Raw genomic sequence first — 26,053 nt, forward strand, 5'->3', positions numbered from 1 at the left:
GCCGACTGAAATAGTCTTGCCTACTTGCTCAGTAGTAAAAAAAGCGTACCTTTGCATCATCATTCGCCGCCCACCAGCGAATTGACTTTTAGCGAGAGTAGCTCAGTTGGTAGAGCGCGACCTTGCCAAGGTCGAGGTCGCGAGTTCGAACCTCGTCTCCCGCTCCAAATAAGACGCCACCCTAGGGTGGCGTTTTTGTTTTTATGGCTTTATAGTCGCTCCATGCAAATGGTGAGGCACTAGCGCCGAGTTTCGGCAGGCTGTGGCTGCCCGCCTATCGGTGCGGCAGGTGCTAAAGCGCATCAGCTTGGTGTCAACGGGTGGCAAATACAAAACGGAGCCTAGCCGCCTGCTCGTTGGGCGGAAATCGTAGTCAAAAATTCCGCTTACAGCTTCGCTTATGAACTGAAGAAGCGGCTACTTAACGAAGAGATGAAAGCCTGGCGCCGTGAGGAATGTGGCCTGCACAAATGGCGAAGCCAGTCGATTACGCTGGAATTGCACCCCTGCGCTGGCATCGATAACGACTGCCGATTAGAAAATTTGCAGTTACTTTGCCCCGACTGCCACGCGCTGACCGGAAGCTATTGCGGTAAAAATAGGGTTGTAGTAGTAAATAACTGCTTGAGCCAGAGTGGTGTAATGGTAGCCACGAGGGACTTAAAATCCCTTGTCTTCACGGACGTACGGGTTCGAGTCCCGTCTCTGGTACAATAGCCGACAACCGGAAGACCCGGAAAACCGCTTCTCGCGTCGTAGAAGCGATTTTCCGGGCTTTTTGCGTAAAGGCCAATCGGTACTTCTGGATGAGAAGAGTGGCGTTTAGGAAGGGAACTTCGCCATTTCTATGCTGCCTAGTTATCTACTGTGCGCAGCAGTAGAAAAAATGCAGCCGGTGGTGCCCGGTGTACGTGTGCCTCGACGGGGCACGACTGGCGTGTGCGACGGGCAGCAGTTTCGGCGCCCATTTAATTAATACCAGCCAGCACCTGGTGTGGCCGGCGGCCGGAGAAGTAAGCACCGCTCCGGCCTAGGGCATCGAGCACTTACGCAAGAGTAGCAGCCTCGGCCCCGTGTAGGAAACAGTATTTTTGCCTTCCCGCCACCTCCCCGCTACATGACTTCCGCTGCTCCGCTTTTGCTCGTCACCAACCTTAGCTTGGCCGAGCAGGGCGTGCAGGTACTGGCGCCACTTAGCTTCGAGCTGGCGGCGGGGCAGCGCCTGGCGGTGGTAGGTGCCAGCGGGGCCGGCAAAAGCACGCTGCTGCAGCTGCTGGCGGGACTAGTGCAGCCCAGCACCGGCGACGTGCGCGTGGCCGGCCGGCGCGTGATGCGGCCCGCCGATGCGCTGGTGCCTGGCCACCCCGGCGTAGCCTACCTGTCCCAAAAGTCTGATTTGCCGCGCTTTCTGCGGGTCGAGCAGGTGCTGCGCTATGCCAGCCAGCGCCCAGCCGCCGAAACCCAGCGCCTGCTGGTGCTGTGCCGCATAGCCCACTTGCTGCCGCGCAAAACCCACGAGCTGAGCGGCGGCGAGCAGCAGCGCGTGGCCTTGGCCCGGCTGCTGCTGGGGTCGCCTAGGCTGCTGCTGCTCGACGAGCCATTCTCGAACCTAGACCGGGGCCACAAGCGCGAACTGCAGCAGGTGCTGGAAGATGTGGGCAGCCAGTTGGCCATCACCAGCGTGCTGGTATCGCACGATGCCACCGACACCCTAGGCTGGGCCGACGAGCTGCTGGTGCTGCACCGGGGCCGAGTGGTGCAGCGCGGCACGCCTCAGCAGCTGTACCAGCAGCCTGCCAACGCCTACGTGGGCGGCCTGCTGGGCGATTTTAGCTTGCTGCATGGCCCCGACCGGCCCGACCAAGCTACGGCCGCGCTGGCTACTGCGCTGCTGCTGCGCCCCGAGCAGTTGCGCCTGACGCGGTCTAAGACCGCCGGCCAGCCAGGGCGGGTGCGGGCCGTGCGCTACCAGGGCGGCTACTATGAAGTAGAAGTGCAGCTGGCGGCCAGCGTAGTGCGGGTGCCCGCCAGCGCACCGCTCGCCGTAGGAGCTGCCTGCACGGTAGCGTTGGCCGCCCCTGGCTGGCCCGTGCCGCTAGCCGACGGCGAGTAGCCGGAACTGCTAGGCGGGCGTATGGCGCTGGGCTAGCAGCGGGGCCAGCACCGCCCATACGTTGGCTGCCAGCACCTGCTGGCCGGCGGCGTTGGGGTGCACGCGGTCGGGCAGGTTTAGCTCGGGGCGGCCCAGCACGCCGGCCAGCAGGTGCGGAATGAAGGCGACGCCCTCGGCCGCGGCTAGCTGGCGAAACAGGCCGCCAAATTCCTGGGCATAAGTGCGCAGGGCTGGCACGCCCAGCGGGCCCAGGTCGAAAGGAAACTCGAGGCCCGCCAGCACCAGCAGGGCCGCCGGAAACTGCTGCCGCACCGCCTGTAGGATGGCTCGCAGGTTGGCGGTAGTATCGCGCAGGGGCACGCCGCGCAGGCCGTCGTTGGCCCCTAGGGCCAGCACAAATACGTCGGGTGCCTGGCGGGCCAGCACCGCGGGCAGGCGCTGGCGGCCCCCGGCGCTAGTTTCGCCGCTTACGCCGTAGTTGAGGGCGCGGTAGGGCAGGCCCGCCGCGTCGAGCTTGTGCTGCACGCGGGCCGGGAAGCTATCGGCGGCCGGCAGGCCGTAGCCGGCCGTTAGGCTATCGCCAAAGAAAATAATGTTTTGCATAAGAAAGCTGCCCCGCCCACCGGCCCCCTAGGGAGCTGGCGGCCGGGCAGCAGCAGAAAGTTAGACGGCAGGGGCGGCCGCGGGCTTGCTACCGAGCCAGCCCCTAGGGCCTACATGCGGGCAAAGTGCCCGGCGGCTTGCCGGGCGCCCTCGTCGGTGCACAGGCCCCGGATGTAATACAAAAAAACGCTCCGAAATATCTCCGCGGAGGACGCCATCGGTGGGAAAATATTGGGCGTGAGCACGATGCCTAGCTGCTGCACGATGATGATGGTGACCAGCTGAATATTGATGTCACTGCGAAACAGCCCCTGCCGGATGCCATCGTTGAGCAGCTGTTGCAACTGCGGCGAGGAGTAAGCCGCCAGGTGGTCTTGCAACAGCTCCCAGGCCGGCGCGTGCTGGCGCAGGTCGGCCAGGTACTGCGGGCTGGTAGCGGCCAGGTCGGTGATGGAGTAGCCAATCAGCCCAAAAAGCCGCTCCACGGCCGATGGAAACACTTGGTAAAGGCGCACGTGGTCGAGCTTCTGGCGCTCCAGGTCGAGCTGCAGGGCGTGGCGCAGCAGCTCGGTGCGGGTGGGGTAGCGGGCAGCAAAGGCGGCGGCCGGCAGGTTTTCGGCCTGGGCCAGGTCGGTCTCGCTGGGCGCGGCCACGCCCTGCTGGCGTAGCAATACCATAGTAGCCGCGGGCGGGGTGGGAAGGAAGGGAGCGGTAGCCGTGGCCATAACGAAAAGAGATAGTGCGAGTACCACTCAAACGGTGCGCCCTAGGCCCCGGTTAGGCTAGCAGCCAACCCAACCCGAAAAAGAATAGCAGCTGCACCAAATAAACCAGCGGCACCAGCGCATTGCGCTTGACGAAGCCGGCGCGCACAAACAGCAGCTGCGTGACGAGCGCAAGCAGAAACCAGTCGCGGAAGTTCTTGAGCGGAATAATGTTGCCCGCCCACTGCCAGAAATCGAGGCGGCTGGCTACCGGCTCCAGGCACAAATCGAAGCCCACCATGAGGGCGGCGCCCACCAACACCCGCACCCAGCTGGGCACCGGCAGGTAGGCGGCCAGCATACCGGCCAAGTACGTCACTACCACCCAGTTCAAGCCAATTAGCCAGGGCACGTCGCCCCACTGCGGGCCTAGGGTGTGGCCATAGGCGTAGCTGCCGAAAAGGATGGGCCCGTGCACCCCCAGCAGGCGCGCAATGATGTCGCCGTGCACGCCCACAAACTCGGCCAGGAAGCCTAGCAGAAACACCTGCACCGCAAACAGCCAGAACAGCACGCCCCGCCCCGGCTGAAACGCCGCCAGCAGCCCCGCCGTCAGCAGCAGCGTGAGGGGCGTGAACCTGAGGTAGAAGGCCGGGTCGTGGCTGAAAGCTAACCCCACAAACCCGGTGAGGTGAAACAGCAGCACCAGTCCCTGCGCCAGCCGCAGCCGTGTGGGGGTAGCCGGCGGCGCGGGTATAGTCGAAAACTCCATAATTCGCTTTGAATTATGAATTAGAAATTACGAATTGCTGACTAAGTCATTATGTCAATTCACAATTTTCTAATTCATAATTAACTCTTAACCAATTAGCTCGGCCACGATTTTGGCCGAAAGTAAACACAAGGGAATGCCGCCGCCCGGATGCACCGAGCCGCCGCAAAAGTACAGCCCATCGAGGCGGCCCGAAAAGTTGGGGTGCCGCCAAAAGGCCGCCAGCGCGTTGTTGCTGGCGCTGCCGTAGAGGGCACCCCCTAGGGAGGAGGTGTCGGCCGCAATCTGGGGGGGCGTCCATACCTTCTCGGCAGCAATAAGCGGTTCTACATCAACGCCCAGGGCCCGGTGCAGGCGGGCCAGCACGGCGCGCCGGGTGCGCTGCGTGAGGGCGGCCCAGTCCTGGCCCTGGTCGTGGGGCACGTTCACCATCACAAACCAGTTTTCGTGCCCTGGGGGCGCGTCGGCGGGCGTTTTCTTGCTGGTGATGTTCACGTACACTGTCACGTCGTCGGCCAGGGTTTTCTGTTGGAAAATGGCGTCGAACTCGGCTTTATAGTCTTGCGAGAAGAAGATGTTGTGCACGTCCAGCTCGGCAAACTCGCGGGTGATGCCCCAGTAAAAAATAAGCGCCGAAGAAGAGCGGGGCTGCGCAAGGGTACGCTCGGGGGCGGGGTGGCTGGGCAGCAGGCGGCGGTAGGTGGGCACCACGTCCATGTTGCTCACTACCAGCCCAAAATCGTATACGTCGTGGTCGGTGCGCACGGCCGTGATGTGCCCGCCGGCCGCGATAATCTCGCGCACGGGCTCGTTGAAGCGGAACTTCACCCCAAACTCCTCGGCCAGGCGGTGCAGGCTGCTGGCAATGGCGTAGATGCCGCCCTCGGGGTAGAAGGCGCCGATGCCGTGCTCGAGGTGCGGAATAAGCGAGAGTGTGGCCGGCGCCTGGTAGGGGTCCGAGCCGTTGTAGGTGGCGTAGCGGTCGAAGAGCTGCACCAGGCGCGCATCCTGCCCGAAGGCTTTTTGGTGGCGCGCGTGCATGGTGCTGGCCAGCCCTAGGGAGGGCAGGGCGGCCACGGCCTTCAGGGTTTCGGCGCGCAGGTAGGTGCCGGGCCGGTGCAGCGACTTGTGCAGGAAGGTGCCCGCCGTGGCGTCGTAGGCGCGCCCGCTGCGAGTTAGAAACTGCTCGACTTCCGGGGCCGGCACGCCCAGCTTGGCTTCTACCTCGGCCGCGAAGCGCGGGGCGTCGGCCCAGGCCGTGAGGCGGGTGCCATCGGCAAAGAAGTACTGGGTGATGGGGTCGAGGCGCTCGTAGCGGAAGTAATCGGTGGGTTCGCGGTGAGCCAGCCGAAAAATATCGTCCACCAGCTGCGGCAGCGTGAACAGCGAGGGGCCCGCGTCGAAGCGGTAGGCGCCGGCCGGCCCCCCTAGGCTGAACTCGTGCATCTTGCCCCCAAACGAAGCGGCGGCCTCGAACACCGTAACCGGGTGCCCGGCCACGGCCAGCCGCACCGCCGCCGCCAGCCCCGCCACGCCGGCCCCAATAATGGCCACGGGCTGCCGCGGGGTTGGGCTTTTTTGTTTTGTCGTAAACACTGGGCTGATAACCGTTGGGGCCGGGGTAGAAGTTGCCCGGCCCGGACGAAAATACCGCCCGGCGGCCGCCGCGCCCTACCTTCGGGGCGGTTTACAGCTGCTTCGATTTCAACAATCAACCAGCGGACGGTTTTTGGCCCTCGGGCCAGAATGAAAAGGGAAGCGGGTGAAACTCCCGCACAGACGCGCTACTGTAAGTGCCATTGCGGCCTCCGCCCCCTAGTTTTCCATTGGCTAGCCCTAGGGCCGGCTGAGAAGGAAGGGCGGCCGGCCGGCACAGAGTCAGGAGACCTGCCGGCCGCCATTTGATGCTTCCTCCGCGCTTTGAGGCTCCGCATCAGGTTTGGCACGCCGGCGGCCAGCGGCTGCCCGGCGCAGCGGCTGGCCGGGGCGTAGCTGGGCCTATATGAAGGAGTTAGGGTGGGCAGGAGGTGAGTCGGGCGCTGGGCCATTACCCCTCAACTGCTACCCATGCTAGCCCTCGCCGACCAGATTGCCCGCGCCGAAACGCGCATCTTCAAAGCCGTTTTTCCGAACACGGTCAACCACTACGATACGCTGTTTGGCGGCGCCACGCTGCACATGATGGACGAAGTGGCCTTCATCACGGCCACGCGTTTTTCGCGCCTGAAAATGGTAACGGTATCTTCCGACAAAGTCGATTTCACCCACCCCATTCCGGGAGGTACGCTGGTCGAGCTGATTGGCAACGTGGTGCGGGTAGGCACTACCAGCCTGCAAGTGCGCGTCGAATTATTTGTGGAGCAGATGTACTCGGAGGACCGCCTGCTGGCCGTAACGGGCTCGTTCACATTCGTGGCCGTAGACGACCAGCGCCGGCCCACGCCCATTCGGCCGGTGGCCGCCGCGGGGTAAACGTAAGAGCAGAAAGAACGTCGTGCTGACGCAGGAAGCATGACGTTCTTTACTGGTTATTGACAGCTTACTCCACGGCCAGCACCAGGCCCTTGAGGTAGGCGCCCTCGGGGTGGAAGAGGCTCACGGGGTGGTCGGCGGGCTGGGTGAGGCGGTGCAGGATGCGCGCCGGCCGCCCGGCCTCGATGGCGGCGGCCAGCACGGCGCCTTCAAACAGCTCGGGGCTAACCACTTGCGAGCACGAGAAGGTGAACAGCAGCCCGCCCGGCGCCAGGTGGCGCAGGCCGGCCAGGTTGAGGCGCTTGTAGCCCATCAGGGCGTTGTGGCGGGCGCTCAGGTGCTTGGCGTAGGCCGGTGGGTCCAGAATAATGAGGTCGTAGGGCTGCTCGCTCGCCGGGTTTTTGAAGAAGTGCTGCACGTCTTGCGCAAATGCCTCGTGGCGGGCCTGGTAGCCGCTCAGCTCCACGTTGCGCTCGGTCAGCTCGATGGCGCGCTTGCTGGCATCCACGGAGTGCACCAGCGCGGCGCCGGCCGCCAGCGCGTACACCGAGAAGCCGCCCGTGTAGCAAAAGGTGTTGAGCACCCGGCGGCCGGGCGCGTAGCGGGCCAGCAGCTCGCGGTTGTCGCGCTGGTCGATGAAGAAGCCCGTTTTCTGGCCCGTTTCCCAATCCACGGCAAACTGGTGGCCGTTTTCGTGCACCAGGTGCTCGTGGCCGCTGGCCTCGCCCAGCAGGTAGCCGTTGCGGGCGTCGGGCGCCGCCTGGGCGGGCACGGTTTCGGCGCTCTTGTCGTAAATGGCCCGCACGTCGTCGCCCAGTACGGCTTTAATGGCCGCCGCTAGCTCGTGGCGGGCGTAGTACATGCCGGGGCTGTGGGCCTGAATAACGGCCACGTCGCCGTACACGTCCACGATGAGGCCGGGCAGGCCGTCGCCCTCGCCGTGCGCCAGGCGGTACACGTTGGTGGGGGCGGCGGGGCTAGGGCCGCTGGCTAGCCCTAGGCGCTGGCGCAGCTGGTAGGCGTTGCGCAGGCGCGCTTCCCAAAAGGCGGGGCTGGGCAGCTGGGCCGCGGGCCCGAAGTCGAACAAGCGCACCGCGATGGAGCCGCCCGGCGAGAAATGCCCGGTGCCCAGCAGCTCGCCGCCGGCGGCCTCTACGCGCACAGCCTCGCCCTCGCGGGCCTCGCCCAGCAGGCGGGCAATGGCGCCCGAAAATACCCAGGGGTGGCGGCGGCGGGGCGACTGGTCTTTGCCGGGCTTGAGAACGACGGTAGCGGGCATAGCTTTTAGTGCTTAACGAGTAGTGCGTAATGGCGGTCGAAGCCGCAAAGGTCGCACCGCAAGGCTGCGCGGAATGCCAACGTGCCAGTGGTCGGTAAGCACCTACTGCCTGCTACTTGCTCAGCACTAAGTATTAAACACCCTCTTGTACACCGGGCCGCGCAGCCGGAACTGCCCCCACATGGCGGGGTAAATGAGGTAGTCGAGCCAGGCGCGGCCGGTGCTGAAGGTGATGTCCTCCACGATGACGCTGCCGCCCCTAGGCCCCCCTGGCTCGATGAGGTGGCGGTGGCGCCACTGGCGTAGCGGCGCGGGCAGCTCCTGGCCCTCGTCCACGAAGTAGTGGGTACCGTCGGGCAGCACGCCGTCGTCGGTGATGCGCGACACCCAGCGCCAGCGCTTCGGGCCCAGGCGCAGCTCAATGGCCACCGTGTCGCCGGTGCGGTTGCCGTCGTAGCGCAGCAACCGAGACTTGGGGAAGGGCGGGGCCAGGGCCTCGAACAGCGCCTGGGTGAAGCCCGCTGCTACCTGGGCCGGCGGCTGGCCCACCGGAAAGCGAAGAAGCAAGTGCATGGCCCCTATACGGCTAGCGGGCCCTAGGGGCCGGCGCGCTGTCGAGCGAGCCAATCTTGGGTTGAATCTGGATGATGAAGCGCTTGTTGAGCTGCTCCTGCTGGTAGCCGCCGTAGCGGCCGGCGCCGCGGTAGCCACTGCCGGCGGGCAGCACCTCAATGTTTTTAGGAAACTGCAAGCCCGCCTGCTGCCACAGGTACACCACGGCCAGGGCGCGGTTGTAGCTCAGCTCGCGCACGGCCTGCAAATCAGCGTTTTGGGGCGCGGTGAGCGCAAAATTGGGGTTCATGGCCGCCCGCCCCTCAATGATGACCAGGTACTGAATGCCGTCGTTGCGCAGGCTCTGCATCTGATTGAGCAGGAAGCGGCCGGCCTGCACCAGCGGCTGCTGGGCGGCGGGCGGCAAGTCGTAGCGGCCGGGCTGAAATAGCACGTCGAAATTCAGCTCGTAACGCTTAAACGTCTGGTTGTAAGTGAAGTAGCGCGAGTTGTCGAGCCGCTTCAGGGCCTCCTTTATCTCGTCAATCTTGCGCTTCTCGCGTAGCTGCACCTTCAGCTGGGCGTTGGCCGATTCCAGGTCCGTCTGCTTGTCGTGGAACAGCTTGTAGCTCAGCACGAACAGCACCAGCATGATGAGGAACAGCGCCGTCATCAAATCGACGTAGCTGGGCCAGAAGAAGTCGCGGCGGCTTTGGTTCATGGGAGCGTCTAGGCAATAAGGCGGTCATGCTGAGCTTGCCGAAGCATCTCTATCACGCTGCCTAGGGTCTCGTTCGGTAGAGATGCTTCGGCAAGCTCAGCATGACCGCCTTTTATGTTACGTTAACTAGTATCTTTCTACCCCACCAGGCGTTGCAGCCAGTTGCGCTGCGTCAGCTTCTCCAGCAGGGCGTTGGTGCGGTCGGTTTGGCGCAGCAGCTGCTCCTGTATCTGGCGGTTTTGCTCTAGGGGCTGCTGCAGGGCGGCCAGGGCCTGGGCGCTACGGCGGGCCTGCTCTTCCTGCAGTTGGTTGAGGGCCCGCTGCTGGGCGGGTAGCTGCTGAAACGGATTCAGGTACTCGGTGATTTTCTGGTAGATGTTATCCTGGTTGAGTTGGCGGAAGTAGGCGCCCCACTGCGCGTGGGCCGCCTGGGCCTGGGCCTCAAACTCCTCGCGGCGGCGGGTCAGCACCTGGTTCATTTGGGCGGCGTCCTCGCTCAGGGCCTGGTTTACGCCCTGGCTCATCTTGGCCAAGATGGCCTGGTGCTGCCCAAAAAACTGCGCCTGCTCCCGAATGCGGGCGTCGTGCTCCTGCAAATACTGCGGTACCAGGTTCAACGATTTTTCGAGGCTGCCTAGCCGGTCGAGCAGGGCCGTGACGGTGCGGGCCGTGTCGGCGCCCTGCTGCACGCTCACGTTCAGCGCCTGCTGGTACCCTAGGAACTTCTCAAACGAAGCCGCACTCTCGTCCACCCGGTCAAATACCTTGATGGTGGCGTTGGCTAGCTCGGTGTAGCCGATGGTTTGTAGCTTCTCCAGGAAGTCTTTTTGGATGCTGATATTCTCGGTAATGCGCCCGATAAGCGGCGTAAACTCGGCCACCTTGGCAAAGAAATCTTGCTGAATCTTGGCGAAGAAATCCTGATTGAACGTGTCGAGCACGCTCTTCAAGTTGCTCATGCTCTGCTGCATGTCCGAGTTGAGGCGCGGCAGCAGGGCCCGCTGCAAGAAGCTGTAGTAGTCGTTCTTGAGGCGGTCGCGGCGGGCCCGGGCCCCTTTTAGCAGCTGGTTGCCCCCTAGGGTCAGCAGCAGGCCCATAAAACTGCCGCCCATGGCAATGAGCACGCCACCCAGAAAGTGCGTCACGTCGGCGTTGCCGAAGCTGGTGCCCGCACTGCTGAGTGGGTTTACTAGCGCCAGCAGCCCGATAATGGCTCCTAGAAACGTGCCCAGCAGCCCTAGGTACAGGGGAGTCGAGAGCTGGGCCTGAATCTCCTCGTCGAGCAGCGTGGCCTCGCGCTCCGAAATGTCGCGCAGGGTGTTGAAGTCGGCCGCCGCGCCCTTGTTGGCTTGCAGGTAGTCGTTGGTGTCGGCCACCACGCGCCCAAACTCGGGGCTGGCGCCGCCCACCGTCAGGGCGTCGTAGCTGGCGCCGTCGGGCGTGTAGGCGGGGCTCACCCCTAGGCGGGCCACCGGCGGATACATGCTGCCCACCCGCTCGATGAGTTGGCGGTTGCCCCAGAACACGAACAGCTGCCAGCCCACCAGGGCCAGAATAAGGACGATTTCGAGGAGTTGGAGGGTCATGGATGCACAGAGAGTAGTACAAAAGAACGTCATGCTGAGCCTGCCGAAGCATCTCTACCGCGCCGCTAGTGTTCGGTAGAGATGCTTCGGCAGGCTCAGCATGACGTTCTTTTTTGGGTGTAATACGCGGCGGCTCGGTTCAGCACTGCTAGCTCACCACCAGCCAGGCGCGCTCCAGCACCTGCCAGCCGTCGCCTTGGCGTTGCAGCAGGCCGGGCTCGGCGGCTTCTACCAGGGTGGCGCGCCCTAGGGTCGGCTCGTACTCAAAAAACTGCTCGAGGCGCGTCAGCCCGTCGCCGATGAGCATGGCTTGGTTGACGTGCGGGTTAAGCGTGAAAGAGGCCTGCGCGGGGTTATTGGGGTCGGGCAGCAGCATCAGGGCCAACTGGGGCAGCGGGTCGTCGGTCAGCTTGCGGTCTTCGAGGTAGGGCGTCTCGGGCACCGGGCCGTAGCGGGCGGGCGGCGCATCGGCCGCTGGCGCGGCTTCGGTCGTTGGGGCCGGGACGGCCTCGGCCGATGGGTGCGGCATTTCGGCTGGGGCCACGGGCGGCGCCAGGGCGGGCTCGGGCACGGCGGCCGGAGTACTAGCCAGGGCCGCATCGGCCGGATTGGCATTTTCGTAGTGCAGAAGCTTGGCTTCCAGCTGCTTGATGTAGTGCGTTAGGCGCTGCACTTCATCTTGCAGCCGCAGTACTTCCGACGAGTCGGGCGGGGTGGTGTTCATGCTGAAAGGGGTGGCTAAGGTTTCGGGCGAGCGGCGGCTGTGGTGGCGCGAGCGCGGCCGCAGCGCGCGCCGGGCCGCCGTTACCAGCGCGGCGCCCACCAGCACGCCCAGCAGGCCCGCCAGCCACGGGTGCCGGTCGAAAAAGCCGCCGCTCGTGGTGGTGGTGAGTGTGCCGGTGGCGGGCGCTGGCGCCGCCATAGCCGAGTCGTTGGTGGCCAGCACCGGCGGGGCGGCGCGGCGGGCAGTATCGGCGGCAGCGGCAGGCAGGGCGGCGGTAGGCGTTACTTTTTGCAAGGCGGCTTGCAGGGCAGGCAGGTCGAGCCTTTGCAGCCAGGCGCGGCTTTTGGGCGGCTGGCTGGCCTCGGCCAGGATGGCCTGCGCCACCTGGGCGGCCGTGGCGGGGTGGCCCGCGCCCAACTGCCGCACCACGTCGCCCCGCAGCAGGCCGATGCCGCTTTTCTCCTTTTTGCCTTCCTGGTTGAGCCAGCTCGTGAAGGCCGCGTTGGTGGGCCAGGCGGCCGGCTGCGGCGCCCTCGGCTTAGTATCGGCCCAGATGCGCTGGGCGGTGGCCGTCCACACGCGGCCCTTCAGGCTGTCGTCGCGGGTGGCCGGGGCCTGGGCGTGGCCTAGGGTGCTGGCCAGCAGCAAAGGGGCGGCCAGCAAGAGGCGGTGGGCTTGGGCGGGTAAGGTCATGGAAAGGCGGGTGTTTGGATAGGATGGTGCTGGCCGAGTTTTATAAACGAACGTCATGCTCATCTGGCGTCCGCCTGCCGAAGCATCTCTACCGCGTAGCTAATCCAAACGTTAGAATTACTTCCGCGGTAGAGATGCTTCGGCAAGCTCAGCATGACGTGCTTTTTTAAGCTGACTGGTTTATAACTCTACCCCGGCAGGCCGTGCAGCACCTGCGAGAGCACGTAGAGCGCGTTTTTGAAGGGCAAAAAGAACAGGGTTTCGGGTACGGGCTCGCCGGCGGGCAGCGTGTTGGCATATTGCTGGCGGGCCAGGTTGAACGAGTCGGCCAGGGCGGCTTGCAGCTCGTGCAGCACCAGGCCGGGCGGGTTTTTGATGCCTAGGCTGCTTTGGGCGGCTACTAGTTCGGGGTCGGTGAGCAGCAGCGTGAGGCAGCGCTCCACGTTGGCCAGCACGGCGGCTTTCACCTCCTCGGTGATGTCGCTCGGGAACAGCGGGCGGGCCTCGGTGGCGTCGAGGGCGCCGGTGCCGATGGGCTGCACGATGGGTGGCACCTGGGCCGTGCTCTCGGCGTCGAGGCCGGTGGCCAGCACGCCGCCGTTGGCGGTGGTTTGCTTGGGGTCGTCGGCCAGGATAATCTTGAAATTGGCCGGGGCGGGCGCGCCCATCACCTCGCTCAGAATGCGGCTGGCCACTTGCTCGAGGGGCCGCAGGCTGCCGGGGCACAGCAGGCGCAAATACAGGCTGCCGCGGCCCGTGAAGCACAGGTAGCGCGGGGCCGCCAACCCGCGCAGGGCCGTGAGCTGCCCTAGGTGGTACACCAGCGCCCCGAAGTGCAGGTAAAACAGCACCCGCAGGTGCTGGGCGCGCAGCAGCCGCTCGCCAAACTGAAACTCCTTCTCGTAGTTAAACAGCAGACTAGCTACCTCTTCCGAGCCAAAGCTCGGGTTAGCCAGCACTACGCGCAGGCACTTCTGGGCCAGCTCGGCGGCCTTGGTGGTGGGAACCGGGTTTTGCGCCAGACTGTCGAGGCCAAAGCGCACCAGGCCGTTGTCTTTGCCGCCCCGCACTTCGGCCGCGCCGTCGCCCCACAGGTCGTTGCCGGCAAAGCGGAACGAGGTGCTGTAGGCCGGCTGGTGGCGCCTAGGGCCGCCCGGCGCGGCGGGCTGGTCGGCGTAAAACAGCACGTCGGAAGTGCCGCCGCCAATGTCCACAAACGCCGCGTTCTCGCCGGGGCCAGGCGTGACGAGTCCGCGCCGCGTGAGGAAGAAATAGGGCGCCGACGACTCGGGCAAATACGTAGTGGCGCGGTCGGTGTGAAATACCTCGCGGAACAGCCCGTCCCACTCGCGGCGGTACAACTCGCGGTTGAAGTCGCTGAAGCTCAGAGGTGCGAACCACACCACCTGGGTGGCGGCCAGGTTGCCGCCGTGCAGGGCCGCCTTGCAGCGGAAGAGCAGCAACATCTCGCGGAAAAACTCGCGCACGCGGTGGCGGGCCGCCTCGGTAGTTTCGCCCCACTTCAGGTTGGTGTGGTACGAGTCGCTGGTTTCCTCCTCGGTGTTGATGCCGAAGCCCACGTTCACGTTGGCCAGCAGCTTGGGCGTTTCGATGCTGAACGCGGCCGCCTCGCTGCTGGCCGTGCGGATGGGGAACTGGTAGGGCGAGCCGGCCGCGCCCAGGTAGGGCGGCACAAACTCGCGCTGCTGGTAGCGCTGCCAGCGCCGCAGCTGCACGCCGTGGGCGGGGTCGTCCTCGATGCCGCGGTAGAGGCGCTCGTAGGGCGAGTAGTCGATTTCCTCGGTCGGTTTTTTGAGCAGCGCCACCGGCGTGTCGTCGGGCTCGAACCCTAGGGGCTGGGGCGGCTGGCTGGGCGCGTCGTGGTAGGCCACGTGCGTGTTGGTGGTGCCAAAGTCGATGGCGAAGCGGAACGTCTTGGTGCCCTGGCGCACCTCGGGCCAGCGCGGCACCACCAGCGCCTGCCCGGCGGCCGGGGCCGGATTATTTACCCGCAGGTAATCGAAGTGGGTGCCGCGCACTTCGTAGTAGGTGCTGCCCTCGTCGCTGGCGGTTTTGGTGGTGCGGCGGTAGGCGGTGGCGCTCTGCTCGGTGCCGGTGCCCGACAGCAGGCGGCCCTGCACGCCAAATTCCAGCTCCACCGGCTTGTTCACCAGGCTCAGGTCGGTGTTGTTGGCGTCCACCAGCATCACCTTGTACCAGTCGTTGTACTGGGGTGCGTCGGCCACTTTCAGGAAGGGGAAAACCGACAAGCCCACGTTGGTCGTCAGCAGCCGCCCTAGGTCCTTGAGCTGCGGATTGGGGTAGTAGGCGCGTTCGTAATCAACCGTGAAGCCGCCCTGCACTGGCAGGCGCAGGCGCACCCGCACGCAGGCCGGCTCCAGCTCCAGCGTCAGCTGGGTGGCCAAGTCGTGGGTGGTGAAATAGTCAAAATACGCGGGCTTGATGGGCAGCAGCGGCCAGCAGGTGGGCCGGTAGCCCGAGGCCACCCGCACCTGCCCGGTCACGAAGCGCGCATCATCCACCTGATAGGGTACGGTCAGCAGCGTATCCTCCAGCAAGTCATTGACCGTCAAGTAAGGGTAGTTCAGCTCGGGGCCGGGCAGGGTGCGCTCGGGCAGAGCCCTAGGATCGGCCACGGGCACCTTGGCGCCGCTGTCGCCGAGCAGCGTGTTGTTGTAGTACTGCTTGCCCGGCGCCTGCAAGCCCGGCCGCAGCACCAGCGGCAGGGGCGTAGGCAGGGGCCAGCTAGGCGTCGGCTGCCGAGTGGGCGCAATAGTGAAGTCGGAGCTGCGCACCACGCCCTCGTCGGGCCGCACGCGCAGCACCACGCCGGCCACCGCGACGGGGTTGCCCACGTGGTCGGTCAGCACCGGGTAGTTGCTGAGCTGGGCCGTGCCATCGAGGTCCCACTTATTGAGCAGGCTCGGGTCGAGGGCGTTGCGTACGGCCGGGGCCAGGCGGGCCAGCTCGCGGTCGGCCACAAACAGTTGGTACACATAGTCCTGAAACGCCCGCTCGCGCTGCCCTAGGGCCACGTAGCGCCCGTCGAAGTAGTGGCCGCCGCCCTCGGGCCGCTGCACCGGTAGCGGGGCCACGGCCGGCGCCGGAAAAAACAGCGTGAGCGGCGAAGTGCCGCCTAGCAGTTGCGGCGGCTGCTGGGGCGTGGCGCCCGGCCAGTACAGCAAGTGCAAATCGGCCAGGCCTGCAAAGCGCCGGTCGTTGAGGTACAGTGCCAGGGCCTGGGCCAGCGGGCGCGTGTGTGGATTGGCCTCTAGGGCGGCCAGCTCGGCCTGGCGGTTCCAGGTGCGCACCAGCAGGCGCTGGCCCGGCTGCCGCCGCTGGTAGTAGTTGAAGGTCAGCTCCCACAAATCCCAGAACTGGCCCACCAGGCGGTGATGCACCGTGTCGGTAGCCCCGCTGGCGCCCGGCCCGCTCACGTAAGCCAAGGCCGTCTCGACCAGGTGCAGGCGCGCAAACGGCGACGGAATGGCCACCGCCACGCGCTCGGCCCGCCCGCCCTCGGGGTCCTGGATGCCGCCGGAGCCTTCAATCTCGTTCCGGCCAAGTTTGCCGGTGCGGCCCCAGCCCTCGTGGGTGCTTGAGCCGGTGCGGTGCAGGCGCAGTATTTTGGGCATGGTTCGTAAAGAAGCTAATAGGTAGGGCGCTGCCAATCAAGCAGTTGATTTTGACGCGCAATCCGAAGTTTTTAAAAAGGGTACACCGCAGTATAAAGTCAGTACTCACGGGTACAAAAGCACGGGCGAGTTCCAAGAGCAAGCCGAGGGCTGATTATGAGGAAAGAGGCCCCAGGGCCCGCTATGCGACTAATCGTATTGCAGCTTGGTTTCCACTACCCGCGCGGTGGCTTTATTGAAGGCCTCCACTAGCCAGCGCAGGGTGCGGGCGGCGTCGGGGTCGTCGAGGTTGGTTTTACCCACGGCGTCGTTCAGCTCGCCGCGCAGCACGTCGTCGGTCAGGCCTTTGTTGAAGAAGCCGGTGCTGATGGGCTTGTCGGCCACCATCTTGTTGAAGTCGGCCTCGTCGGGGTGCAGCGCGCCGAAGCGGCGCTCGTTAGTACCTAGCTCGCGCAGCCAGGCTTCATAGTCGGCCACAAAGGTGCTTAGCTCGGCTAGTGGGCCGGCCGTGGCGCCTAGGTGCTGCCCTAGGCCCCCACCCTTGTAAATAGGCGCACTTTTCTCGCTGGGCAAGTGCTGGCGGTAGTAGCGGGCGAAATAGTGGAACTGGATGAGCGGCCGAGCCACCTCGCGGCGCAAGTTGGGCGGCAGCTGCCCAAAGTCGAAGGTCGGTCGGTCGTCCTTCAACCCAAACTCGTGGTAGGCGGGCGCGGCGCGGTCGAGCTGGCTGGCCGGCTGACCCAGGAAGTGCGGGATGGCCAGCGCCCCTAGTAGCTCCAGCAAGTGGGCCTGGTTGCGCTGCTCAGCCCGGCCGGGGTGGTTGGGCAGCGGCTGCCCGGCCTGGTCGCCGAGGTAGTAAATGGCCTCCAGCCCCTCCAGATTATCGGCGTAGTAGCTGAGCGCCGTTTTAGTCTTGGTGATGAAGGTATTGGAGTCGATGAAGTCTTGGCCGTTGCGCTTTTCCTCGGCCGAGGGCTGCTGCAGCTTGAAATAAGGCAGCAGCACCAGCGCCCCGGCCGGCACGGCGGCCCGCACCGACGGTTGGGGCAAGTCCACGGCCGGGTCACGCAGGTTCTTCACCAGCAGCGGGAAGCCCGCCGCGCCCGTGCCTCCGAAGATGCTGCTGATGAAAAACACCCGGTCGTCGGGGTTCAGGCTCTGGGCCAGGTAGCGCATTTCCTTGGCTTGCACCAGTGAGTTGAGCACCACCGAGCCCACGTTGGGCGAGCCCCGGAAGCCGAGGTCGAGGCTGGCGTTGAGGCTATCGGGGGTGAAGAGCAGGTCGAGCAGGCCGCGCGTTTCCACACTCGCCTCCTGGTAGTGGATGTAGTCCTTAAACGACTGGCTGATACCGCCGAAGTCGTACACAAAGGAGTTGCTAAGCTGCTCGGTGCCAGTGGTGTGCAGCTGCCCTAGGGTGGTGAGCTGCTGCCCAAAGAAGCCCTCGCCGCGCGGGTGCTGCCCGTCCTGATGCAGCGCGTCGTGAATGGCGGCGTAGCGACGCATCAGGGCCACGGTGCGGGTCACGTCACCGTTCTGGGTGTCGGGGTCTACCAGTACGGGCACCACCTGGTCGCAGTCGGGCAGCTTGAGGCCGGCGGCCAGCAGCATTGTGAGCGAGCGCAGCACCCGGGCGCCAGTGCCGCCCACGGCGAAGATGAAAAGACGAGCCACAGGTTAGAAGGTGGAAATGTGGAAAGAATGTGGATAATGTACTGATGTGGGGGGATGTAGAAAATGTAGAAATGGAACGTCATGCTGAGCTTGCCGAAGCATCTCTACCGCTTCACTAATTCTTGGCGTTAGGATTACTTACGCGGTAGAGATGCTTCGACAAGCTCAGCATGACGTTCTATTTCTACATTCCCCACATCAGTACATTAGAATTAAAAGGGCGTGCGGCGGGCGTGCGTCGAGCCCCACTTCAGGGCCAGCGAGAGCAGCGCGAACCAGAGCGGCGCAATCACCGTGTTCACGATGATGAAGTAGCGCAGGTAGGGGTCGGGAGTGGCGCCTAGGGCCAGGCTGCCGCGCCAAGCCAGCAGGGCGCCCAGGCCGGCCGCGCCCACCAGCACCAGCAGCCAGTGCTGGGGCCGGTACAGCCCCAGGTGGGTGAGGGGCGCAATGCGGTAGTTGAAGATGTAGTAGAACACCAGCACCAGGGCCAGCGCTACCAGCAGCGTGTTGAAACCTACGGTATTAAAGATTTCAGCTTTGTAGAGGCCGTAGAGCGGCGTTTTGCGGTCGTAGAGCAGCCCGATGCTGATAGTGTAGAGACTGTTAAAGAATTGTTGCATCGCGGGTTAGCTGGCAGAAAGCGTGAAAGTGGCGGTGAACACGGGCGGGAGTTGAGCCGGAAACGCCTCGCGCACGCCGTTCAGTATTTCTTGCAGGCGGTAGGTGCGGGGCTGGGCGCCGGGCTGGTTGTCGTTTTCGGTGCTCCAGCGGCTCACCCAGGCCGGCACGCCCGGCGCGGGTAGCGCTAGCGTAAGCGTGGCCCCGCCCTTGGGCAGGGCGCTCAGGTGCAGGCGCAGGGCGTGGGTGTAGCCGTCGAGGCCGGGCGTGCCCCCTAGGGCCCGCACCGAGCCGGGCAGCAGCTGGGCCGCGCCGCCGGGCAAAGTCACGCGCAGGTTCTGGGCCAGGAAGGCTGGCTCGCGCCAAGCGGCCGGCAGCTGGCTGAGGTCGAGCGCCACCGTAAAGTCCACGCCCTCTTTCACATCCGATACTTCCAGGCTGGTGCTGGCCTGCGCCCCGGCGTAGCTGATGGAGCCCGCGCCGCTGGGCGCCAGGGGACTGCCGGCCGTCACTTGCGTAAGCACCGCCGCGTAGGGCACCTGCTTGAAATTCAGGCCAAAGTAGGCTTGCTCGGCACTGTTGGCGCTGGCCGGCACTACCTCGTTGAGGTAGCGGCCCACGGCGGCGGGCGGCCCCAGCACCCACAGGTAGTAGGGCAGGGTGGCGCCCTTTAAGGTTTGCTGGCGGCGCGGCGTTTTGACGGCCGGGAAGTAGGTGCCGCTAAAGCGTGAGGTTTCGCCGAGCACCGCCACGGCCAGCTGGTTTTTAGTGGCGGCCGCCAGCGCGTCGGTGATGCGCACGTTCATCAGCGCCACGTCGGAGGGTTTGTCGGGGCCATAAATGAAGTCCGACGTCAGCACGCTCACCTTACTCGTGGCTCCGGGCAGGGCCAGCGTTTTTTCGAGCATCGTGGGTAGCTCGGTGCCGAGGGCTGCCTCACGGGTGTCGCCCTGCACTACGTCGCGGAAGTGCGCGTAGGGCACCGTCGTGGGCGCGTCCTTGCGCACCAGCCAGAAGCGCGCCTCCTGCACCGCCGGGCTGCTGTGCGTGCGCGAGGCCAGCTGGCTCACCAGTTGCTGAAACGCCGTGGGCTGCTGGGCCGCCGTGGTCACGGGCATGAAGCCCTTCATGCCGCCCGATAGCTCCAGCAGCATGTTCACTTGCAGCGGCGCGGCTTTGGCGGCGGGCTTGGTGGCTGCCGGGGCCGGGGCAGTTTGGGTGGTGTCGGCACTGTCGCCGCCGCAGCCGGCCAACAGTCCGCTGAACCCTAGGGTGAGAAGCGCGTGCGCAAGGGGTATCCGCATAGGTGAAACCAGCTACTTGGTAGTAACAACTACCGTTGAGGACGCAAGTAACAACTTTTCGCGTAAAGGGATGCGCGGGCTGACCCGATGGCCATGCCTATACTCAAGTAAATTCAGCGGTTGAAGCTACCCCCACTTAGTTGATAAGCGGCCTTGAATCGGTCCGCAGGTGGAAGTCGAGGCGCACGGAATCGCCTTGGTAAACCCGCAAGGGTATATCGACGCGCATCAGACCCGGCAGCCCCACTCGAAGCCGATGGCGCCCAGTAGTCAGCTTGAAGCTATAAGTGCCATCGGGTTGCGAGTTGAATAGAACGCCGTCAATGGCCAGCACCGCAAAGTTTTGGATGCCTCTAGCTATTGCTGGTGAATAACGGCTACCATCGGACTGCCGCTGGTCGATGGCTCCTGAAATAAGTGGCGCACTTGCTGGATTGTGGCTCTTAAAGCGCGTAAGCTCATAGGCCGGCGAGTAATTGGCCTTGGCTAAGCGCTGGGCACAACTGGCCCCTAGGCTTAGCAAAAATGCGCTAACTAACGGGCAATAGGTAGAAACGCGGGACATAGTAACGAAGCCTTTTGAGCGGCAGGGCGTTAAACAGATGCCCCTAGGGCTACCCCAGCAGTTCCTCGATGTCCTCCCGCGTCAGCGACTTTATCACCGCTTCGTCGGTGGTTATCAGGTCGCTCACCAGTTGCAACTTGCGTTTTTGCAGGGCCAGGATTTTCTCCTCGACTGTGTTCTGGCTAATGAATTTGTAGACAAACACCGGGCGCTGCTGGCCGATGCGGTGGGCGCGGTCGATAGCCTGGGCTTCCACGGCGGGGTTCCACCAGGGGTCGAGGATGAACACGTAGTCGGCGGCGGTGAGGTTGAGGCCCACGCCGCCCGCCTTGAGGCTGATGAGGAAGATTTTGAGGTCGGGGTCGCGCTGAAAACGCTCCACCTCAGCCTGCCGGTCGCGGGTGTGGCCGTCGAGGTAGGCGTAGGGCAGCTGGCGCTCATCAAGGCCGGCGCGTACCAAAGCCAGGTGCTGCACAAACTGGCTAAACACCAGTACCTTGTGGCCCTCGCTGATGACGCTGCGCAGCATCCGCAGTATCTCGCGCATCTTGCCCGATTCGCCCTCGTAGGTATCGTCGGCCAGGCGCGGGTGGTTGGCAATCTGGCGCAGGCGGGTGAGGCCTTGCAGCAGCAGCAACTGGGTGCCGCCAGCCGGCGTGGGGGCGTGGCCCTCCAGGCTCTCTAGTATCTTGTTGCGGTAGAAGCTCTTGGTTTCCTCGTAAAACTGGGCTTGCTCCTCGGTGAGCGGGCAGTAGCTGAGGTGCTCGGTTTTGGCGGGCAGCTCGCTGGCTACCTGCGCCTTGTGGCGGCGCAGCACGAAGGGCTTGATGAGGGCGTGCAGCTTGCGGGTGCGGCCCTCGTCCTGGTTCTTCTCGATGGGTTTCACGAACTCCTTGCGGAAGAACGCCTGCGTGCCCAGCAAGCCGGGGTTGATGAACGACATCTGGCTCCAGAGGTCCATCGTGCTGTTTTCTACCGGCGTGCCCGTCAGAATGAGGCGGTGCCGCGCCCGCAGCTGGCGCACGGCCTGCGCCGTGGTCGAGCCGGGGTTTTTGATGGCCTGCGACTCGTCCAGAATCACGTAGTCGAAGTAGTAGGAGGCCAGCAGCTCGGTATCCAGCCGCACGATGCCGTAGCTGGTCAGCACGATGTCGTAGTCGGCAAACTGCGCCGCGTTTTTATCGCGGTATGTACCAGTGTACACCAGCAGGCGCAGGCTGGGCGTGAACTTGCGCGCCTCCGCCATCCAGTTGTAAACCAGCGAGGTAGGCAGCACCAGCAGCGAGGCCGCGCCCTGGCTGGCGCCGCTTTCCTGGCGCTCGAGCAGCATGGCCAGCGTCTGCAAGGTCTTGCCAAGCCCCATGTCGTCGGCCAAGCAGGCGCCCAGCTGGTAGTCTTGGGCAAAGCGCAGCCAGTTGTAGCCCGCGTGCTGGTAGGGGCGCAGGGTGCCGCGCAGGCCCACGGGCAGCGGGCGCTCCTCCACTACGGCAAAGTCGCGCAGCTTTTCCAGCCGGCGCGTTAGCGTCACGGTGGCCAGGTTCTCGTTTTCCAGGTCCGTTACCAGGGCCAGGTGGTGGCGGCGCAGGGCCAGGGGCTGGCCTTCGCCGTTTTCTTCAGCAAAAGCAAACAGCTCCAGGTAGTCCGTGAACCACTCGTCGGGAATGAAGGCGACCTGGCCGTTGGGCAGGCGGTACTCGCGGCGGCGCTGCAAAATGTAGGGCCGCAGCCGAATAAACGGCACCGCGTACTCGCCAAACCACACCGTGCCGCGCACGTCGAACCAGTCGCCGCGCTCCTCAATGCCCACCTCTACCCGCACCGGGCCAATGAAGTAGTCCTGGCTGGCCGTGTCGCTGCCCTGCACCTGGAAGCCCAGCTCGCCTAGGGCCGGCGCGTGGTCGTGCAGCCACTTAAAGGCCTCGGCCTTAGGTAGGGAGGTGTGGCCCTCGGCGTCGAGGGGCAGGCCGCGTTGGCGCAACTCCTCAGCGCGGTTGTTTTCCTCTTTGGCCGAGCGCAGCAGGCGCCGAAAAATGTATGAGTCGCCGTCTTCCTCCAGCTGCACGCTCATGGCGCGGGGCGGCGTCAGGGGCAGGTCGTAGGCCCCGTAGCGGAAGGTGAGGCTGAAAAACAGCGGGGCCTCGTCGGTGCCCGCGCCGGGCACTACCAGGGGCTTGGGCAGCGGCACCCGCCCGCGGCGCGGCGGGCCGGGCGGGCGCACGGGCACCGCCGCCGCGGCCGCCGTGAGGGCCGCCGGCGGCACGTCCGAAAACGTGAGGTGGGGCCGCGCAATGTAGCGCTCGGTGCGAATGTCGAAGCCCCGCGCGTGCACGTCGAACGACTCCATGAGCGGGGCCACGAACTTCTGGAAGTAGCTCTTTTCCACGGCCCTCGGCACTACCACAAACTTCTTGTTCAGAAACGGCAGCAGCTTGCGCCCGTCGATGGCGTGGCGGAAGTGGTAGAGCACCGTGTCAAGCAGCAGCCAGGCCGGCTGCTGGCACACCAGCACGGCATTTTTAAACTGAAAATCCAGCTTTTGATTCTGGTACTGGATGGTGGGGAAGTAGTGCGTGCCCTCCTCGTTGCGCCGGAAGTGAAACAGCACCGACGCCGGCGCCTCGGCCAGCGACAGCTCGCGCCAGGTGGGCTCGCCGTCGCGCCCCATCACGAAGACGTGCTTGCCCTGCAGCCCCGCCAGCAGCTTGCCTAGCCGGCTTTGCACGTAGCGGCTAATGGCTTCTTGTAGCGGCTTATCGCCCTTGTCGGGGTTGTAGGTTTTGAGGAAAAACTCGGCCGTGGTGATTTTGCGGGGCCAAAACTCCTTTACCACCGCATCCTGCTGCAGCTCGTCGCAAAGCTTAATCAGCTCGTAATCGTCGGGCTCTAGGCCGGCGGCAAACTCGGGCGCGTTCTTGCTCGACACCATCTGGTGTTGCAAGGTGAGCTGCCCGCGCGCACTAAGCTGTACTACGTGCGCCGTAAACAGATGACCCAGATACTCGTGCGCAAACAGCGAGTAAACTAATTGAAAGGGTAGCGTAGTGGAAACATTCATAACCAGGCACGGGAAGCGTGCAAGTTAGCTATACTAGCTATTTCCCCAAGCGGTTGAGGTTAAGGAGTAGTGCGTACTAAGCAGTAGGCAAGTTCGTTACCCCCAATGCACCGCCCGCTACCCTACAGGTTCTCCCGAATTTGCATGCGGCCCGCATTCAGGGCCGGGCGAATGCTGACCCCTAGGGTAATGGAGATGATGGCCAGCGAGATAAAGAAGATATCCAGCGGCTGCATCTTCACCGGGTACGAGTCGATGACGCTCGTGGCCATGCCCATCTTTACGAGGTGGAAGGTTTGCTGCACCCAGCAGATGGCCACCCCAAATACCAGGCCCGCCACCGCGCCCACCAGCGCCACAATGGCGCCCACCAGCAAGAAGGCCTCCCGAATAAGCTTCTCGGTGGCCCCAATAGCTTGCAGCACGGCAATATCTTTCTTCTTATCAATCACCAGCATCGAGAGCGAGAAGAAGATGTTGAGCGAGGCAATGAGCAGGATAAAGGCGAAGGTGATGAACACGAACAGCTTCTCAATCTTGATGGCCTTGAGCAAGCTCACGTGCTGCTCGTCGGAGTCGAGCACGGTGAAACTGGGCCCTAGGCGCTCGCGCAGGTCGGCCTGCACCGCGCTCAGCTTAAAGCTCTTGCCTACGTGCACGTAGAAGGCCGTGCGGCGCGGGCCGTAGCCCAGCAGCCGCTGCGCAAAGCTGAGGGGCACAAACAGATAGCTGTCGTCGAGGTGCTGCTCGATGCGAAAGACGCCGCCGGCCACAATATTTTCCTCGTTGAAGGCCTTGTCGGGGTTGAAGCTGAGCGTTTTGCGGCCCGGCTCCTGGTGCGGATACAGCAGGTGCAGGGGGGCTAGGCGGTTGTCGAGCGTGATGCCCAACTCTTGCTGCACGCCCTGGCCCACCAAGGCAAACTCCTCGTCGCCGCGCTGCAGGCGGTGGTCGCCAGCCACTAGGTTCGAATCCACTGGAATTTGGCCGAAGTAGTTGCCCGACAGGCCGCGCATCTTCACCACCATCTGCCGGTCGTGGTATTGCAGCAGGGCGTTGTCCTCAATTACCTCCGTAAGCAGGGCCACGCCGGGCGCGTTCTGCACCTTGTTCAGCAACAAGGTATTGACAGGGAAGGACTTGCCGGTGCGGGCCGTAATCACCAAATCGGGGTCGCTTTTGCCGTAGAGCGAGCGCACGAGGTCTTCCAGCCCGTTGAACACCGAGAGCACGATAATGAGCGCCGCCGTGCCCACCGCCACGCCCACCATCGAAATGTTGGAAATGATGGTAATGATGTTGCGCTTCTTCTTCGAGAGAAAATAGCGCTGCGCAATGAGAAGAGGTACGTTCACAGAATCACGGATTACGCGGATTTAAACGGATTGCACGGATTTTGTGGACGACTTTACCTTGCTTGTGGCATCGCCTAGGGCGCAGCGCGGGGAGTACAACTGGTTTTGGCGGCTACCGGCCCGGCTGCGCCTCAACCCGGCGGCTGTGCTTTACGAATTTTACGTCCACAAAATCCGTGCAATCCGTTTAAATCCGTGCTAATCAGTGGTCCTATTTCCACGCCTTCACGATGAGGCCGGTGCCCGAGTCGTGGGTAATGCGGGCATCGAGCCAGTTGAGCAGCAGGCAAAAGGGGAAGGTAACGGCGTAGTAGAAGGGGAGCAGCGCGAAAAACCAGCGCGACTTGCCCAGCATCAGAATGGGGTACTTCATGCTGAGGCGCCACGAAATCTGGCCCGGCTCACCGTAGCTGTACTTGGCCTCGATGCGCTCGAAGCCGGCCGTGCGCAGCTTCTGCTGAATCTCGTGAATATTGTAGCCGTCGCGCACGTGCTCCTCAATAAAGCTGGTTTCCGAGTCGTCGTGCACGTCGGAGCCACCCTGGTCGCTGGGGGTCGAGATGAGCAGCATACCGCCGTCCTTGAGCGAGGCGTGGATATTGCGAAACACCTCCACATCTTCCAGAATGTGCTCCATCACGTCCACCGCCAGCGCCAGGTCGAAGGTGTTGGGCTCCTGGTAGAGCACCAAATCCTGCACCGCGAACTGCACCTGCGGCCGCCCGATGGCCCGGAAGAAGTCGTTGGAGTCCTTCACCTGCTCCTCCTTCACATCCACCGCCAATATGTGCCAGGCGCTGCTCAGGCTGCTGAGCCAGTAGCTGTACTGGCCGTAGCCGGCGCCAGCATCCAGTAGCTGCAGCGGCTCGCGGAGGCGGCCCCGCGCCCACTGGCGCAGCTCGCGGTGCACGTGCCAGGTGCGCAGCAGCAGTAGGTCGAGCAGGTGGTAAAACAAGCGCCGCAGCCACGGCGAGCGGTTGAATACATTGCCGAGGCTGCGCTTAATGGGGTCGTAGTACAAGGTGGTAAGTGCGTAGTTGAGTAAGTGAGCAAATAAGGTTGCCAAGCAAGTAATTGACTAAGGCTTACTCAATTACTCAATTGTTCATTTACTCAATTAAAGAGCCTAGGGCGCTCGGGCTCGTCGGATGCGTCGTCGGCTTCGTCCTCGGGCGGGGCGGGCGGAATGTCCAGCTGGTTAAGCACCTGGTCCATGTGGGCGGCGTAGGCGGCGCTGTCGTCGTGAAAGAACGTCAGCTCGGGCACCACCCGCGCCTGGTTGCGGATGCGCTTGCCCAGCGCGTGCCGAATTTCCTTGGTGTGCTCCTGAATCTGGGCCAGGCGGGCGCTGGCATCCGGGCCCAGCAGCAAGCTCAAATACACGCGGGCCACGCCCAAGTCGGGCGATACGTGCACGGCGCTGATGCTGGGCACCAGGCCGCCGGCCAGCACGTGCGGCAAGTCGCGCTGCAGTACCTGGGCCAGCTCCTGCTGCAGCAGGCTGGCCATTTTTTGCTGTCGTTTGCTTTCCATAGCTTTTCTCTAAACCCCAAAGGTACGGCGAGTACCGAACGTGGTGCCCGGCCCCGCGCGGGGCCCTAGGC

Annotated in this window: 20 protein-coding genes, 2 tRNA genes and 1 riboswitch; of the genes, 4 read left to right on the forward strand and 18 right to left on the reverse strand. The window is 64.1% G+C overall.

Annotated elements, in window-relative coordinates:
- Window positions 1–91: 91 nt before the first annotated feature.
- The 3 genes from HHL22_RS11340 to HHL22_RS11350 all read left to right on the forward strand — a co-directional run bounded on the left by HHL22_RS11340 (window position 92) and on the right by HHL22_RS11350 (window position 2,113).
- Window positions 92–167, forward strand: a tRNA-Gly gene (locus tag HHL22_RS11340).
- 461 nt (window positions 168–628) lie between these two features.
- Window positions 629–711, forward strand: a tRNA-Leu gene (locus HHL22_RS11345).
- A gap of 406 nt (window positions 712–1,117) precedes the next feature.
- Window positions 1,118–2,113 (forward strand): ABC transporter ATP-binding protein, encoded by a 996-nt coding sequence (locus HHL22_RS11350; protein ID WP_169531354.1) that lies wholly within the window; start codon window positions 1,118–1,120, stop codon window positions 2,111–2,113.
- Window positions 2,114–2,122: 9 nt separating this feature from the next.
- On the opposite strand, the gene HHL22_RS11355 is transcribed toward HHL22_RS11350, so the two are convergent.
- From HHL22_RS11355 to crtD, 4 genes are all read right to left on the reverse strand, one after another.
- Window positions 2,123–2,716: an arylesterase gene (locus HHL22_RS11355; protein ID WP_169531356.1), complete on the reverse strand. Its 594-nt coding sequence runs from the start codon at window positions 2,714–2,716 to the stop codon at window positions 2,123–2,125.
- Window positions 2,717–2,826: 110 nt separating this feature from the next.
- Window positions 2,827–3,441, reverse strand: coding sequence for a hypothetical protein (locus HHL22_RS11360; protein ID WP_169531358.1), 615 nt, complete (start codon window positions 3,439–3,441; stop codon window positions 2,827–2,829).
- Between the two features lie 52 nt (window positions 3,442–3,493).
- Window positions 3,494–4,192 carry a carotenoid biosynthesis protein gene (locus tag HHL22_RS11365; RefSeq protein WP_169531360.1) on the reverse strand — a complete coding sequence of 233 codons (699 nt, stop codon included), beginning with the start codon at window positions 4,190–4,192 and terminating at the stop codon, window positions 3,494–3,496.
- Between the two features lie 87 nt (window positions 4,193–4,279).
- Window positions 4,280–5,788 carry a 1-hydroxycarotenoid 3,4-desaturase CrtD gene (gene crtD / locus HHL22_RS11370; protein WP_317172649.1) on the reverse strand — a complete coding sequence of 503 codons (1,509 nt, stop codon included), beginning with the start codon at window positions 5,786–5,788 and terminating at the stop codon, window positions 4,280–4,282.
- 110 nt (window positions 5,789–5,898) lie between these two features.
- Window positions 5,899–6,101, forward strand: a riboswitch (cobalamin riboswitch).
- Between the two features lie 158 nt (window positions 6,102–6,259).
- On the opposite strand from crtD, the gene HHL22_RS11375 reads away from it, so the two are divergent.
- Window positions 6,260–6,664, forward strand: a complete 405-nt coding sequence (locus tag HHL22_RS11375; protein WP_169531361.1) for an acyl-CoA thioesterase — start codon at window positions 6,260–6,262, stop codon at window positions 6,662–6,664.
- 67 nt (window positions 6,665–6,731) lie between these two features.
- Here HHL22_RS11375 and HHL22_RS11380 read toward each other — a convergent pair whose 3' ends face one another.
- From HHL22_RS11380 to rbfA, 14 genes are all read right to left on the reverse strand, one after another.
- A complete protein-coding gene (locus HHL22_RS11380; protein ID WP_169531363.1) occupies window positions 6,732–7,943 on the reverse strand; it encodes a class I SAM-dependent rRNA methyltransferase in 1,212 nt (403 codons plus the stop codon).
- A 126-nt stretch (window positions 7,944–8,069) separates the two neighbouring features.
- Window positions 8,070–8,516: an SRPBCC family protein gene (locus tag HHL22_RS11385; RefSeq protein WP_169531365.1), complete on the reverse strand. Its 447-nt coding sequence runs from the start codon at window positions 8,514–8,516 to the stop codon at window positions 8,070–8,072.
- A 13-nt stretch (window positions 8,517–8,529) separates the two neighbouring features.
- Window positions 8,530–9,216 (reverse strand): OmpA family protein, encoded by a 687-nt coding sequence (locus HHL22_RS11390; protein ID WP_169531367.1) that lies wholly within the window; start codon window positions 9,214–9,216, stop codon window positions 8,530–8,532.
- 137 nt (window positions 9,217–9,353) lie between these two features.
- Window positions 9,354–10,802 carry a hypothetical protein gene (locus tag HHL22_RS11395; RefSeq protein WP_169531369.1) on the reverse strand — a complete coding sequence of 483 codons (1,449 nt, stop codon included), beginning with the start codon at window positions 10,800–10,802 and terminating at the stop codon, window positions 9,354–9,356.
- Between the two features lie 148 nt (window positions 10,803–10,950).
- A complete protein-coding gene (locus HHL22_RS11400) occupies window positions 10,951–12,219 on the reverse strand; it encodes a hypothetical protein (protein ID WP_169531371.1) in 1,269 nt (422 codons plus the stop codon).
- 188 nt (window positions 12,220–12,407) lie between these two features.
- The gene (locus HHL22_RS11405) at window positions 12,408–15,875 is read right to left on the reverse strand and encodes a hypothetical protein (RefSeq protein ID WP_169531372.1); all 3,468 of its coding nucleotides are present in this window, start codon (window positions 15,873–15,875) and stop codon (window positions 12,408–12,410) included.
- Window positions 15,876–16,064: 189 nt separating this feature from the next.
- On the reverse strand, window positions 16,065–17,549 hold the full coding sequence (locus HHL22_RS11410) for a hypothetical protein (RefSeq protein WP_169531374.1): 1,485 nt from the start codon (window positions 17,547–17,549) through the stop codon (window positions 16,065–16,067).
- Between the two features lie 212 nt (window positions 17,550–17,761).
- Window positions 17,762–18,172, reverse strand: coding sequence for a hypothetical protein (locus HHL22_RS11415; protein ID WP_169531376.1), 411 nt, complete (start codon window positions 18,170–18,172; stop codon window positions 17,762–17,764).
- 6 nt (window positions 18,173–18,178) lie between these two features.
- A complete protein-coding gene (locus HHL22_RS11420) occupies window positions 18,179–19,474 on the reverse strand; it encodes a hypothetical protein (protein WP_169531378.1) in 1,296 nt (431 codons plus the stop codon).
- A 136-nt stretch (window positions 19,475–19,610) separates the two neighbouring features.
- Window positions 19,611–20,039 carry a hypothetical protein gene (locus HHL22_RS11425; protein WP_169531380.1) on the reverse strand — a complete coding sequence of 143 codons (429 nt, stop codon included), beginning with the start codon at window positions 20,037–20,039 and terminating at the stop codon, window positions 19,611–19,613.
- Between the two features lie 49 nt (window positions 20,040–20,088).
- Window positions 20,089–23,094, reverse strand: a complete 3,006-nt coding sequence (locus HHL22_RS11430; protein WP_169531381.1) for a DEAD/DEAH box helicase — start codon at window positions 23,092–23,094, stop codon at window positions 20,089–20,091.
- A 122-nt stretch (window positions 23,095–23,216) separates the two neighbouring features.
- Complete coding sequence (locus HHL22_RS11435) at window positions 23,217–24,449, reverse strand: ABC transporter permease (RefSeq protein ID WP_169531383.1); 1,233 nt, start codon at window positions 24,447–24,449, stop codon at window positions 23,217–23,219.
- Between the two features lie 211 nt (window positions 24,450–24,660).
- A complete protein-coding gene (locus HHL22_RS11440; protein ID WP_241738087.1) occupies window positions 24,661–25,515 on the reverse strand; it encodes a class I SAM-dependent methyltransferase in 855 nt (284 codons plus the stop codon).
- Window positions 25,516–25,562: 47 nt separating this feature from the next.
- Window positions 25,563–25,982 (reverse strand): 30S ribosome-binding factor RbfA, encoded by a 420-nt coding sequence (rbfA, locus tag HHL22_RS11445; protein WP_169531385.1) that lies wholly within the window; start codon window positions 25,980–25,982, stop codon window positions 25,563–25,565.
- Between the last annotated feature and the right edge of the window lie 71 nt (window positions 25,983–26,053).

This window comes from Hymenobacter polaris (assembly GCF_012927305.1).
GTDB classification, from domain to species: Bacteria; Bacteroidota; Bacteroidia; order Cytophagales; family Hymenobacteraceae; genus Hymenobacter; species Hymenobacter polaris.